This is a genomic window from Kitasatospora cheerisanensis KCTC 2395 (assembly GCF_000696185.1).
GTDB classification, from domain to species: domain Bacteria; phylum Actinomycetota; class Actinomycetes; order Streptomycetales; family Streptomycetaceae; genus Kitasatospora; species Kitasatospora cheerisanensis.
In genome coordinates this window covers 1,754,137-1,766,762 of sequence record NZ_KK853997.1, presented here as the reverse complement: position 1 = coordinate 1,766,762, position 12,626 = coordinate 1,754,137, and the positions used below count along the sequence as shown (strand labels likewise).

Annotated in this window: 16 protein-coding genes; 3 read left to right on the top strand and 13 right to left on the bottom strand. The window is 75.4% G+C overall.

The window, feature by feature from the left end:
- Position 1: 1 nt before the first annotated feature.
- Positions 2–886 (bottom strand): LysR family transcriptional regulator, encoded by an 885-nt coding sequence (locus KCH_RS07975; protein WP_035860672.1) that lies wholly within the window; start codon positions 884–886, stop codon positions 2–4.
- A gap of 105 nt (positions 887–991) precedes the next feature.
- On the opposite strand from KCH_RS07975, the gene KCH_RS07970 reads away from it, so the two are divergent.
- The 3 genes from KCH_RS07970 to KCH_RS07960 are packed head-to-tail and all read left to right on the top strand — an operon-like array spanning position 992 to position 2,864.
- A complete protein-coding gene (locus KCH_RS07970) occupies positions 992–1,711 on the top strand; it encodes an SDR family oxidoreductase (protein ID WP_035860671.1) in 720 nt (239 codons plus the stop codon).
- 60 nt (positions 1,712–1,771) lie between these two features.
- Positions 1,772–2,509 carry an SDR family NAD(P)-dependent oxidoreductase gene (locus KCH_RS07965; RefSeq protein WP_035860670.1) on the top strand — a complete coding sequence of 246 codons (738 nt, stop codon included), beginning with the start codon at positions 1,772–1,774 and terminating at the stop codon, positions 2,507–2,509.
- Between the two features lie 7 nt (positions 2,510–2,516).
- Positions 2,517–2,864 carry a MerR family transcriptional regulator gene (locus KCH_RS07960; protein WP_035860668.1) on the top strand — a complete coding sequence of 116 codons (348 nt, stop codon included), beginning with the start codon at positions 2,517–2,519 and terminating at the stop codon, positions 2,862–2,864.
- Positions 2,865–2,880: 16 nt separating this feature from the next.
- Here the strand turns inward: KCH_RS07960 and KCH_RS47105 are convergent, their stop codons facing one another.
- The 12 genes from KCH_RS47105 to KCH_RS07905 all read right to left on the bottom strand — a co-directional run bounded on the left by KCH_RS47105 (position 2,881) and on the right by KCH_RS07905 (position 12,625).
- The gene (locus tag KCH_RS47105) at positions 2,881–3,780 is read right to left on the bottom strand and encodes an AAA family ATPase (RefSeq protein ID WP_425268743.1); all 900 of its coding nucleotides are present in this window, start codon (positions 3,778–3,780) and stop codon (positions 2,881–2,883) included.
- The gene (locus KCH_RS47100) at positions 3,741–5,309 is read right to left on the bottom strand and encodes a right-handed parallel beta-helix repeat-containing protein (RefSeq protein WP_425268742.1); all 1,569 of its coding nucleotides are present in this window, start codon (positions 5,307–5,309) and stop codon (positions 3,741–3,743) included. Before KCH_RS47100 ends, KCH_RS47105 begins: the two co-directional genes overlap by 40 nt.
- Before the next feature lie 149 nt (positions 5,310–5,458).
- Entirely contained in the window at positions 5,459–6,361 is a 903-nt protein-coding gene (locus KCH_RS07950) for an MOSC domain-containing protein (RefSeq protein ID WP_035860666.1), read from the bottom strand.
- Positions 6,362–6,501: 140 nt separating this feature from the next.
- The gene (locus tag KCH_RS07945; RefSeq protein ID WP_051652868.1) at positions 6,502–6,816 is read right to left on the bottom strand and encodes a hypothetical protein; all 315 of its coding nucleotides are present in this window, start codon (positions 6,814–6,816) and stop codon (positions 6,502–6,504) included.
- A 553-nt stretch (positions 6,817–7,369) separates the two neighbouring features.
- Positions 7,370–7,804: a hypothetical protein gene (locus tag KCH_RS07940; RefSeq protein ID WP_035860663.1), complete on the bottom strand. Its 435-nt coding sequence runs from the start codon at positions 7,802–7,804 to the stop codon at positions 7,370–7,372.
- Positions 7,798–8,139: a hypothetical protein gene (locus KCH_RS07935; protein WP_035860660.1), complete on the bottom strand. Its 342-nt coding sequence runs from the start codon at positions 8,137–8,139 to the stop codon at positions 7,798–7,800. Before KCH_RS07935 ends, KCH_RS07940 begins: the two co-directional genes overlap by 7 nt.
- A gap of 173 nt (positions 8,140–8,312) precedes the next feature.
- Complete coding sequence (mscL, locus tag KCH_RS07930; protein ID WP_051652867.1) at positions 8,313–8,801, bottom strand: large conductance mechanosensitive channel protein MscL; 489 nt, start codon at positions 8,799–8,801, stop codon at positions 8,313–8,315.
- Between the two features lie 87 nt (positions 8,802–8,888).
- Complete coding sequence (locus KCH_RS07925) at positions 8,889–10,091, bottom strand: DegT/DnrJ/EryC1/StrS family aminotransferase (protein ID WP_035860657.1); 1,203 nt, start codon at positions 10,089–10,091, stop codon at positions 8,889–8,891.
- On the bottom strand, positions 10,088–10,738 hold the full coding sequence (locus tag KCH_RS07920) for a hypothetical protein (protein ID WP_208865928.1): 651 nt from the start codon (positions 10,736–10,738) through the stop codon (positions 10,088–10,090). Before KCH_RS07920 ends, KCH_RS07925 begins: the two co-directional genes overlap by 4 nt.
- Positions 10,732–11,592, bottom strand: a complete 861-nt coding sequence (locus KCH_RS07915; RefSeq protein ID WP_035860651.1) for a hypothetical protein — start codon at positions 11,590–11,592, stop codon at positions 10,732–10,734. Before KCH_RS07915 ends, KCH_RS07920 begins: the two co-directional genes overlap by 7 nt.
- On the bottom strand, positions 11,592–11,996 hold the full coding sequence (locus tag KCH_RS07910) for a hypothetical protein (RefSeq protein WP_035860648.1): 405 nt from the start codon (positions 11,994–11,996) through the stop codon (positions 11,592–11,594). Before KCH_RS07910 ends, KCH_RS07915 begins: the two co-directional genes overlap by 1 nt.
- 98 nt (positions 11,997–12,094) lie before the next feature.
- Complete coding sequence (locus tag KCH_RS07905; protein WP_051652866.1) at positions 12,095–12,625, bottom strand: GNAT family N-acetyltransferase; 531 nt, start codon at positions 12,623–12,625, stop codon at positions 12,095–12,097.
- Position 12,626: the final 1 nt, after the last annotated feature.

The window sequence follows — 12,626 nt, the reverse complement described above, 5'->3', positions numbered from 1 at the left end:
GTCAGCGGGAGAGGCCGGTGTGGGTGGCGAGGGTGTTGGTGAAGGTGGTGGTGAGGCGGTCGGGGCGGGTGCGGGTGTAGGCGGCGAAGGGGCGGTGGATCGGGGGGTGGGGGCGGAGGACGGCGGCGTCGAGGGTCGGGGGGAGGACGGTGGTGGGGACGAGGGCGGGGCCGAGGCCGGCGGCGGCGAGCATGGGGGCGGCGGAGGTCTGTTCGGTGCGGACGGCGGCGCGGGGGTGGAAGCCGGCGCGGGCGCAGGCCTGGTCGAGGAGTTCGGCGAGGCCGTGCCCGGGGGCGTAGTGGACCCAGTCGCGGTCGGCGAGGGCGGCGAGCGGGAGGGTGCCGCCGGGGGAGCCGGCGAGCGGGTCGTCGGCGGGCAGGACGAGGGCGAACTCCTCGATGCCGAGCTCGCGGACGGGTCCGTCCCAGTCGGCGGGGACCGGTCCGACGGCGAGGTCCGCGCCGCCGGCGGCCATCGCGGCGCGCAACTGCTCGGCGTGCGGGTACTCGCGCAGCCGGATCCGGACCTCGGGGTGCTCGCGGCGCCAGGCCCGCAGGACGGGCGGGAGGATGCCGAGGGCGATCGAGTGGATGGTGGCGACCTCGAGTTCGCCGTCCTCCAGGCCGGCGGTGCGGCGGGCCGCCGCGTGCAGGCGTCGGGCGTCGGCGAGGACGGCGCGGGCGTGCGGCAGGACGGCCCGGCCGAGCGGGGTGGGGCGGACGGCGCGCGGCAGTCGCTCCAGCAGCGGGCCGCCGAGCGCGGATTCGAGGGCCCGGACCTGGTGCGACAGCGCGGGCTGGGTGACGTGCAGCTGCTCCGCGGCCCGGGTGAAGGAGCCGGTGTCGACCACGGTGACCAGGTACTCGAGCTGTCGGAGCGTTGCCATGCAGGCAGTATGCACGCAGTTTATGGGAACGGTGAAGAACAAGCCTTGGACGCATGGAACGGCCCCGGCGAGGGTGGAGGGGTACCCGAGAGAAGGAGTTCCCCCATGTCCGAGACCCTCGCAGGCCGCCGCGTCCTCGTGGTCGGCGCAGGTTCGCGCACCGGCCGGGCGGTCGCGCACGCCGCGTCCGCCGCCGGCGCCGAACTGGTGCTGGCCGGCCCCGACCCGCGAAAGCTGGAGTGGACCGCCGGCGAACTGGCCGGCCCGTCCGCCGTGCTGCCCGTCGACCTGACCGACGAGGCGTCCATCGAGGCGCTGGCGGCGGGCGCCGGACGGCTCGACCACCTGGTGTCCACGGCGGGGATGCCCGCCAACGGCCCGCTGAAGGACCTCGAACTCGCCGACGTCCGCCGGGCGTTCGACGCCAAGGTGATCGGCCCGCTGCTGCTCGCCAAGCACCTCGCCGGGCAGTTCGCCGACGGCGGCTCGATGACCTTCTTCTCCGGCGTCGCCGCCTGGCGCCCCGCGCCCGCCCGCACCGTGATGGCCACCACCAACGGCGCGCTGGCGTTCCTGGTGCAGGCCCTCGCGGTGGAACTCGCCCCGCTGCGGGTCAACGCCGTCTCCCCGGGCATCGTCGACACCGGCTCCTGGGACGGCCTCGGCGCCGGGAAGGACGAGTTCCTCCGGCAGGTCGCCGCCCGCAACCCGGCCCGCCGGGTCGGCGCCCCGGAGGACCTGGTCAAGGCCGTGCTGTACGCCATCGACAACCCGTACGTCACCGGCACCGTCCTGCACGTGGACGGCGGCGGCCGGCTGGCCTGAACCGGCCCGGACGCCCGCGCTTGACCCTGCCGTTGGCGGCAGGGTCGGACGATCGGCGGCATGACGAACGAGGAACGGATCGTCCTGGTCACCGGGGCGGGCAGCGGGATCGGACGGGCGACGGCACGGGCCTTCGCCGCGCAGGGCGCACGGGTGGTCGCGGTCGGCCGCGGAAGGCCGGCGCTGGAGTCGACGGCCGCCGGGCACCCGGCGGTCGACGTACTGGCGGGCGACCTCGCGGCGGACGGCGGCCCGGAGCGGATCGCCGCCGCGGTCGCCGACCGGTACGGGCGCCTCGACGTGCTGGTCAACAACGCGGGCGTGGTGCGCAGCGCCCCGCTCGGCGAACTGCGCCGGGAGGCCGTGCACGAGCAGGTGGCGACCAACCTGGTCGCGCCCGCGCTGCTCACCCGGTCCGTGCTGCCGCTGCTGACCGCCGCCCGCGGCGTCGTGGTCAACGTCAGCACCTCGGTCGGGCAGCGCGGCTGGCCCGGCAACTCGGTGTACGCCGCGACCAAGGGCGGCCTGGAGGCGCTCACCCGCAGCTGGGCCGTCGAACTCGCCCCGCAGGTAAGGGTGGTGGCCGTCGCCCCGGGTGCGGTCGACACCCCGATCGTCCGCGGCCTGCCGCCGGAGCGGCTGGCCGCGCTGCGGGCCTGGCAGCTGGCGCACACCCCGGCCGGGCGGATCGGCCGCCCGGCGGAGGTGGCCTGGGCGATCACGCAACTCGCCGACCCCGCGGCGTCGTTCGTCACCGGAGCGGTGCTGGCCGTGGACGGCGGGGCGGTGGTGGCATGATCGGCGGATGCGGATCGGTGAACTGGCCGCCGCGACCGGCACCACCGCCCGGGCGCTGCGCCACTACGAGCAGGCGGGGCTGATCGACTCGGAGCGGGCCGCCAACGGCTACCGGCAGTACGCGGCGGGCACGGCCGTCCGGGTCCGCAACATCCGCGCCCTGCTGGCCGCCGGGCTCACCCTCGACGACGTGCGGGTGTTCCTGCCGTGCCTGGACGGCGACCTGACCAGCGGCCCGCCGTCCGCCCGGGCGCTGGCCGTCGCCCGGGAGCGCCTCGCCGTGCTGGACCGCCGGATCGCCGCCCAGACCGCGCTGCGCGAGCGCCTCGCCGCCGCGCTCGCGCCGCACGCCTGACGGAGCGTCGGATCCCTCAGCCCGGCAGGTCGGCGGGGACCAGGAGCTGGAGGTCCTCCGTGGTCGGGTCGGTGAGCTGGGCGACCCGGGAGGCGTGCCGCTCGATCATGCTCTCGAAGACCTGCCGGGCGGTGCGGCCGTTGCCGAAGCCCGCACCCCGGTCCAGGCCGGCGAAGTGGGCGTGCAGCGCCGCCGCGGTGGCCTCGTCCAGGTGGTACTCGTGCTCGGCGGCCTGCGCCCGGGCGATGTCGAGCAGCTCGTCGGCGGAGTAGTCGGGGAAGGTGACGGTCCGGGAGAAACGCGAGGACAGGCCGGGGTTGGCGGCGAGGAAGCGCTCCATCTCGGCGGTGTAGCCCGCCACGATGATCACCACCTCGTCGCGGTGGTCCTCCATCAGCTTCACCAGGGTGTCGATCGCCTCCCGGCCGAAGTCCCGCCCGCCGTCCTCCGGGGCCAGCGCGTACGCCTCGTCGATGAACAGCACCCCGCCGCGCGCCTTGTCGAACGCCGCGGCCGTGCGGATCGCGGTCGAGCCGATGTGCTCGCCGACCAGGTCCAGGCGCGCCACCTCCACCAGGTGCCCGCGCTGCAGGACGCCCAGCGAGGCCAGGATCTCCCCGTACAGGCGGGCGACCGTGGTCTTGCCGGTGCCCGGGGAGCCCGTGAAGACCAGGTGCCGGCGCGGCGACGGGGCCTTCAGCCCGGCCCGCTGCCGGGCCCGGCCGACCGAGATCATGTCGATCAGCGTCCGCACCTCCTGCTTGACCGTCGCCAGGCCCACCAGCGAGTCCAGCTCGGCCAGCGCCACCTCCGCCGGACGGCAGTCCGGAATCGGCGCGATCACCGCCACGGGCGGCGCGGTCGCGGAGGAGGAGGTCAGCACGGCCGGGGCGAGCGTCGCCAGCGGCGGCGGCACCGGGTCGGTGCTGCGCGGCGCGGGGACGGCGGCCGGGCCGGCGCGGGCGCCACGTCGTCGGAGGTGCAGCCCTCGGCGACCGGGCCCGGCTCGGAGAACTCGAACCCGGACCGGGCGTTGCGCTCCGCCCGGCAGCGCACCAGCTTCGTCCGGCAGCCGTCGATCACGTGGAAGCCGAAACCGCCGCCCTGCGACACCCGCACCGCGTCGAACTCGCCGCGGCCCTGCGCCGACACGTACACCCCGGCCTCGCTCGCGCCGCGCACCGTGCACTCGCGCAGCACCGGGTCCGCGCCCTTGGTGACGATCACACCCGTCGCCACCTCGGCGATCTCACAGTCCGTCAGCAGCCCGCCCGAGCCGTGGTCGCGGAACCACAGGCCGGTGCCCGCCCCCTGGATCCGGCACCCCGACAGGTCCGCGCTCGCCCCGCCCGACACCGACACCGCCGAGGAGCGGATCGCCGTGAACGAGCAGTCCCGGGCCGAGGCCGACGAGCCCTGGTCGAGGACGAACAGCGCGTCCGGCAGGTCGTCCAGCGCGCAGTCCACCAGCTCCAGCGCCGCGCCGTCGCTCACCCACAGCGCCGGGTAGTCGCCCTGCGCGGAGTGGAACCGGCAGCCCTCCGCGAGCACCTTCGTCCCGCCGTCCCACACCGACAGCGCACCCCGCCCGAACGCGTGCACCGTGGACTGGCGGATCGTCAGCTTCGCGCCGCCCCGCAGGTCGGCCGCGTTCTCCGGCACCTCGTGCACCCGGCAGGACGCCAACTCCAGCTCCGCGCCGGTGTCCAGGCTCAGCCCGTTGCCGGCCACCCGGTGCACCGTGCAGTCCGCCAGCCGCCCCACCGCCTGCGCCTCGGCCTGCACGCCCGAGCCGCGCACCTCGTACACCTCGCAGCCGGTCAGCTCCGCCAGCGAACCGGGATCGGCCAGCAGCACGCCCGCGCCGCCGGTGTGGTGCACCCGCAGCCGCTCCGCCCGCACCCGCGAACCGGACAGCACCGCCAGCCCGCTCTGCCCGGCCGCCGAGATCTCGCACTCCAGCAGCTCGGCCTGCGACTGCGCGCGCAGCCGCACCCCCAGCCCGGACGGGTTCTCCACCGTGCAGGAGACCAGCTGCGCCCGGGCGCCGTCGGCGAGTTCGACGCCCACCGCGGACGAGGTCTCGATCCGGCAGTCGGCCAGCACCGCGCCGTCCGCCCCGGCCACCAGCACCGCCGGGGCGCTGCGGTCCGAACCCTCCACGGTCAGGCCGCGGATCGTCGCGCCCGCCGTCACCGTCAGCGCCGTGCCGCCGCGCACCGCGCTCTCCGGCGGCGAGATCCGCACGCTGCCCGGGCCCTGCTCGGCGAGCAGCGTCACCGGCTTGTCGACCACCACGGCCTCGCGGAACAGCCCGGCCCGGACCGTCAGGGTGTCACCCGGCTCGGCCACCTCCAGGGCCTCGCGGAGCGTCGCGTACTCCCCGCTGCGCCGCCGCCACCGGGAGGCGCTGTCCTGCGTGACCCGGACCCTGAGCTCAGCCATGACGATCTGTCATCCCCGCCTTCGTCGTGCGTCGAGACGCTGCGCGATCACCCCCACCGTAGCGCGCGAGGCGGACCGGACCGTCGCCCGGTTCAACGAACGAGCCGGGGGGTGGTTCCGGGTACCCGCCCGGGGCGCGTGCGGGCCGGTCAGCGGCGGTCCGGCAGCGGGGCCTCGACGGCCTCCAGGACCTCCACCCCGTCGCCGACCGCCAGCGTGCCCAGCACCTCGGACGCCGCGGCCGGCCGGACCGGGATCAGGTTCTGGCCGAACACCAGCTTCTGGCCGAAGCGGTGGTGCCGGCCCAGCGCGCGCAGCGGCTCCGGGCCGCGGCGCTCGCCGGTCTCCTGGTCGGTGGTGGTCACCACGCAGCGCCCGCACGGCTTCGCGACCCGGAACTCCAGGCCGCCGACCCGGATCCGCCGCCAGCCGTCCTCCGCCCACGGCTCGGTGCCCGCGACCACGAGGTTCGGCCGGAAGCGCTCCATCGGCAGGGCCGCGCCCTTCCGTTCGTCGCCCGGGTGGTCCTCGGCGATCCGGGCGTTCAGCTCGGCCAGCGAGGCGAGGGAGGTCACCAGCAGCGGGTAGCCGTCCGCCATCGACACCGTCTCGTCCGGGGCCGCGTACGCCGGGTTGATCGGACGGCTGACCTCCGGCCGGTCCAGGTGCACCAGCCGGACCTCGCCGAGCTTCGCGGGGAGCCGCTCGGCCAGCCACGCGGAGGTGTCCTCGGCGGCGGTCGCGGCGGAGAAGACGGTGCCGAAGACCGAGACCGTGGCCTCCGGGGCGCCGCCGGCCAGCGTCGGCACGGCGAGCGTGTGGGTCGCGCCGTCCGGCGCGGTCAGGGTGAGTGACGACCCGTCAGCGGACGGCAGCGGGCGGAACCGCCCGATCGACGGCTCGTCCCGCTGGGTGAGCGCGACGCCCTCCGCGTCCACCAGCATCCAGCGGCGGTCGCCCGCCAGGCCCCAGGGCTGCACGTCGGCGGACGGCGGGCTGAGGCGGTACATCGACTTGACCGGGTACAGGTGGAGGGAGGCGAGGTGCGGCATGCGGCCAATCCTGCCAGAGTCCGTCCCCGGCCACGGGGGCCCGGACGCACGGAACCCCGCGCCCTGGTGGGACGCGGGGTTCCGTGTCGGACCTATGAGACCTTGCCCCTGTGGGGAGGGGTGCTGCCGTTGTTCCCGGATCAGCCCGCCTGGGGGTACTGGCGGTACTGCGGGTACTGCTGCGGCGGGTTCGGCTGGGCCGGGCGCAGGGTGTTGCCGCCGAAGGACTGGTCGGCGAACGTCTGCTGCTGGCCGGCCGGTTGGGCGCCGAACTGCTGGGCGCCGAACGGCTGCGGGGCCAGGTTCGGGGCGAAGCTCTGCGGCGCGGAGGCGAAGGAGTTCGACGGCGCGGCCGGGTACGCCTGGGCCGGCTGCGGGTAGGCCGGGGCGACCGGGCGCTGGCCGGGCAGGAACGGCTGCGGCGGCACGGGCGCGGCCGCGTAGCCGGGCTGCACCGGGATGTGCGGCGCGGGCGCCGGGGCGCTGCTCGGGCCGGGGCCGAGGGCGAGCCGGGCGGGGGCAGGGCCGGCAGGTTCGACCCGGGGGAGTCGAAACCGGTGCCGAAACCGCCGGCGCCGAAGCCGTCGGTCAGGCCGCTGCCGTAGGCGGAGGACCAGGAGGTGGCCGGGAGGGCCGGGGGCACGTTGATCGGCGCGATCTGCGGGATGCCGCGCTCTGCGACCAGGCTGTCGTAGATGGGCGTGCCGGAGGAGAAGGACGGAGAGGGGTAGCCGACTCCGTCGTAGGAGCGGGGCGAGGTCATGGGGCATACCGTAAGCCCACAGCATGCCCGCTGAGGAGAGCGGGACGGCCTGGAGTTCAACTGTTTACAGACTCTTCGCGCGCTCAAATCGGACAATACTGGAGCTAGTTGGGCGAACGGGTGGTCCATTTCGGCCATCCCCGACGTATGGTCCGTGGGCGATCCGCAGGTCGGAGTGATCCAAAAGGTTCCACTGGGCGTAGGAAAAGGATCAGTAAAGGTCGCGTTAAGGCTGAGGCGGGTCGTCAGCGGGCGGTGAACGGCCGGTGGGGCCGGACGCCGGTGAGCTTGCGCCAGCGCTCGCAGGCCGCGTCCCAGGCCGCTTCGGCCTCCGCGATCGCGGGGTCGGCGTCCTGCTCGGCGCGGACCTCCTCCAGCCGCCGGTGCGCCCGGTCCACCTCCTCGGTGTCCGCCCGGACCTCCGCGAGCGCCGCCTCGGCGGCGGGGAGCTTCGCCTCGCGCTCCAGCCGGTCGCGCTTGGCGTCGGCCACGCCGTCGTGCACGGCGATCGCGAAGGTCCGGACCTCGGCCGAGGTGAATTCGCCGCGCGGGAATTCCAGTTCGCGCTGCCGGCCGTCGGGGAGCACCAGGTGGACGTGGGTGGCGCCGGCGGACTCCTCGGTGCGCAGCGAGACCCCGTCGAGCGGATGGTCCGCGGTGCGGCCGTCGGCGGTCAGCACCAGCTTGTGCCCGAACAGGCGCAGCGCGCCGAGGGCGCCGCGCTCGGCGCCCGGCCGGGGTCGCGCAGCCGGTCGACCTCGGCCTGCGCGGCGGCGATCCGGCGGCGGTGCGCCTCGCCGGCCCGGTCGGCGTGGCCGCGGGCGGCGGAGACGGCGCGCCGGGAGGCGTGCAGGACCTCGCACAGGTGGCTGCGGTCGGCGTCCAGGCGGTGCCGGTCGGCGGCGTACCGGGACTCGAAGGCGTAGCGCCACGCCCCGGGGTACTGCAGCCAGCGCCACAGGACCGCCGCCGCCAGCGCCGCCGCGATCACGGCCGCCCAGCCCAGTACGCCCATCGAGCCCTCCCCGCACGGTGGTTGACGCCCCTTCGGCCCGGGCGACGACCGTGACGACTATCGGGATCCGGGCGGCAGCGTCAAGCCGCGGCGATCCGGGGCGTCGGGTTCCGGACAGGCGCCGGCCCGGGCGGCCTGGGGCCGTCCGGGCCGGGGTGGAGCGGGGCGGGGGTTCAGCGGGTGGCGGTCGCGGCGGCAGCGGCTGCCTCCGCGGCGGCCACGGTGGCGGGGGTGGCCTGGGCGGGGAAGCCCGGGCGGCCGGCCAGTTCGCTGGTGCAGTGGGCGCAGCGGGTCGCGGCGGCCGGCACCGTGCTGAGGCACTCGGGGCAGTCGGCCTTGGCCACCGGGGTGTCCTTGACCGGGTTGAAGCGGTTCTGCAGCTTGCCGACCGGCATCACGACGGCGAAGTAGATGACGGCGGCGACCAGCACGAAGCTGATCAGCGCCTGCAGGAAGGCGCCGTAGGGGAAGGTGACGTCGGCGACGGTGAACGCCTCCTTGCTGAAGTCGCCGACCGCGCCGGAGGCGACGCCGACCAGCGGGGTCAGGAAGGCTGCGACGAAACCGGTGACGACGGCGGTGAACGCGGCGCCGATGACGATGCCGACCGCGAGGTCGACCACGTTGCCGCGCAGCAGGAAGCTGCGGAATCCCTTGAACATGCTCGCCATCCTGACGGGCCAACCTCCCTACGGTCCAGCCGAGTTCACCTGATCCGACTAACGGCCGAACCGCCTTGCGAGGCTCGGTCAGACGTCGCGCAGCACGCCCCGCACCTCCGGCGCGAAGGACCGGACACGCACCACCGCGTCGGCGACCCGGCGAACGGTCGCCGCGTTCATGTGCGACCACAGCGGGACGGTCAGCACCGCGTCGGCGAGCCGGTCGGTGCGCGGCAGCTCCTCGGCCTGCCCGAGGTGGGCGTAGGCGCGCTGCCGGTGGACGGGCGGGTGGAAGTAGCGGCGGGTGTCGACGCCCTCGGCCTTCAGCGCGACCGCCAGCTGACGGCTGCTCAGGCCGAACGCGCCGGCGTCCAGGATCAGCGTCAGGTCCTTGAAGGTGGAGGTGTCGCCGTCCTCCGGGAGGGCGAGGCGCAGCCCGGGCAGGCCGGCCGTGGCGCGGGCGAACTCGGCGACCAGCGCGCCCCGGTGGGCGACCCGCTCGGGCAGTCCGGCCAGCCAGGTCAGGCCGACCGCGGCGTGCAGTTCGCTCATCCGGGCGTTCAGGCCGGGGAACAGGGTGTCGTAGTCGCCGGGGTTGCCGTAGTCGCGGGCGGTGCGCAGGGTGGCGGCCAGCGCCGCGTCCCGGGTGGCGACCAGGCCGCCCTCGCCGGCCACCGCGACCTTGGTCGGGCTCATCGAGAACACCTCGGCCAGGCCGAAGCCGCCCACCGGGACGCCGCGCCGGGCCGAGCCGAGGCCGTGCGCGGCGTCGTACACCAGCGGCACCCCGGCGGTGTCGGCGATCCGCTGCAACTCCTCGACCTGGCAGGGCGTTCCGTACACGTGGGTGGCCATCATCGCGGCGGGCGCGTCGGCGGCCTTCAGCCGGGCCTCGGCGTCCGCCGGGTCGAGGGTGATGTCCTGCTCGCGGGCCTCCGCGAACAGCGGGACGCCGCCCGCCCAGTGCGCGGCGTGCGCGGTCGCGGAGAACGTGAAGCCCGGCATCAGCACCGGGCGGCGGCCGTCCACCCCGGCGGCCTGCAGGACGAGCATCAGGCCGGCCGTGCAGTTGGACACCGCGACCACGTGCGGCACGTCCAGCAACTCGGCCGCCCGCTCCTCGAGTTCGCGGACGGTGGGCCCGTTGGTGAGCATCCCGGAGTCGAGCACCTCGGCGAGCCGGCCGAGCAGCCGTTCGCGGTCCGGCACCCGGACCCGGGTGAGTGGCAGGCCGTCGGGGAAGGCGGGCGCGCCGTCGAGGACGGCGGGGCGCAGCTGGTCGGTCGTCATGTGGTCGATCCCCCCTGGGTTCGTGACACGGTGTCCGGTGCGCCGACGGCGACCGGCGGTTCGGGCCCTGGGCCGCCGCCCCACTGGCCGGGCTGCACCCGCCACACCGGCGGACGCCGGCGGCGCGCCACCGGGCCGGCGGCGGCCGGCCGGGGGATCGCCAGGAGCACCAGGACCAGCGGCAGCACCTGCACCCGTTCGCGGGACAGGATGCCCATGTTGTTGATGGTGGAGAACGCCCAGCAGAACAGCAGCGTGTACACCACGGTGAACGCCACGTACGAGCGCTGGACGAACAGCTTCGGGATGCGGGCCAGTTGGGGCCAGGCCCGGACGAACATCACCAGCAGCGCGAAGCACTCCACCGACTGGATCAGGTTCTGCACGTTCGACGCCTCGAACGGGAACGGCCGGAACAGCACGCTGATCACCGACACCGGCAGCCGCGCCGGGTTCAGGCTGAACGCGGGCGCCGGATCCTCCGCCGTCGCCGCGTTGATCACCGAGGAGCCCTGCGAGGTGCGCCGCGAGGTCTCCGACAGCACCTGGTTGACGGCGTCCCCGCCCGTCCCGTTGGTGCCGAAGAAGGTCGACACCTGCTGCAGCATCAGCATCACGCCGACGCCCAGCACCGCCACCGTCAGCACCGTCCGCAGCGGCCCAGCGCCGACACCTGCCGCGGCCGCTTGCGCAGCACGTACGCCACCGTCAGCCCCGCGCCCGCCAGCACCGTGACGTGCGGGCGGACCATCGCAGTGCCCAGCGAGCCCGCCGCGATGCACACGAACGCGCCGAACCGCCGGTCCAGCAGCCGCGCCACGCCGTACGTGGTCAGGCCCAGGCAGAACATCATCCAGGCGTCCTTGCCGATGCTGGACGGCCAGAACAGCAGCGAGGGCAGGAAGAACACCAGCTTCGCGTAGCGCCGCGAGTCGGCCTCCGGGAAGGCGATCTGCAGCGCCCGCCAGAAGAACAGCAGCCCCCAGAAGCCCAGCCAGGAGAACACCAGGAACCCGCCGACCAGGGTCGGCCCGGTGATCGCGTAGACCACGCCGGTGACGATGATGACGAAGCCCGTCCCGGCGACCTTCATGCCCAGGTCGTAGTGCAGGCCGCCGAACAGGTCCGTGGAGGTCAGGTACTCGGCGAGCTCCGAGCCCTTCTGGTCGTACATCTTGGCGTCCGCCGCGCCGCCGTACAGCACGAACGCCATCAGGTAGCGCGGGAACGCGCAGAACAGCTTGGCGCCCATCGCCACGATCAGCAGCTTGAACACGCCCCGCTCCGGATTGCCCGCCGCCACCCGGGCCAGGATCGGCGTACCGATCGCCATCAGCGCCGGCGCGACCAGCAGCGCCCCCCAGGTGTCGTACGTGGTGTGCACCATCGCCAGCACGAACACCGTCACGTAGCCCATCACCAGCGCCCAGGCCAGCGCCGTCAGCCGGCCGCGCCGCACCGCCTCGCGCAGCCGCAGGCCGGCCGGGCGCGCCGCCGCCATCAGAAGACCTCCAGGTCGCCGAGGCTGAACCGCCAGTCAGCGAGGGTGCGTTGGGCCGGCAGCGGGCCGCTCGGGGTACGGGCCGCCAGCACCATCCCGGTGCGCGGCGCGGTCACGCAGCCCGCCCGCAGGCCCGCCGCCGCGGCCTCGGTGCCCGGCGCCAGATGCGTGGCCGCGTGGTCGCAGCCGGAGGCCGCCGCGGCCCGCAGCAGCCCGGCCGCGGCCGCCCGGTCGCCGGGGCGGACGATCAGCTCGGCGAGCGTGAACTCCGCCAGCGGGCCGCGCCGCCGGGGCCGGCCGAACGCCAGCCCGACCAGCTCACCGCCCCGTTCGACCGTCACCACCCGGTAGTCCAGGCCCGGCGCGGCCCCGTACCGCCAGGCCAGGTACCCGGCGGTGCGCACCGTGTGCAGCCGCGTCTCCGCGGCGTCGGCCAGCGCCCGCTCCGCCAGCAGCTCCGGCAGCCGCGGATCCGGGAACGCGAACCAGTCGGCGGCGGTGGTCAGTTCGCAGCGCGGCGGCCCCGAAGGACCGGGCCGGCGGGCCAGCGCGGCCCGCGCGCCCGGGCGAAGGACACCGGCCGGGCCACCCGCAGCGCCACCTGCACCCGGCCGAGCTCCCGCCAGCCCATCCGCAGATAGCCCGGCAGGCTGTTGCCGTTCGGCGTGTTGAACACCAACTCGGCCTCGCCCGCCACCTGTTCGAGCAGCGCCAGGGTGAGCCGGCGGAAGATCCCGCGCCCCTGGAAGTCCGGATGCGTCGCGGTGTCCACCGGCCGCACCGCCGCCACCTCGCGGCCGCCCGCGCCCCGCCACGACCAGCGCAGGAACAGCCGCACCCCCGCGATCCGCCCGTCCGGTGCGACCGCCACCAGCCCCGGGCTCGACCCGAACGGGTTCGCCCGGTGCTTCCAGTCGAAGAAGTCGGCGCTGCGCCGCCCCGTCGGACCGCCCGCCAGCGACGTCGTCAACAGCTCAAGGACCGCCGGAACGTCCGCCGACTCCAGCCCGCGGTACGTCAGTTCAGCGCTCACG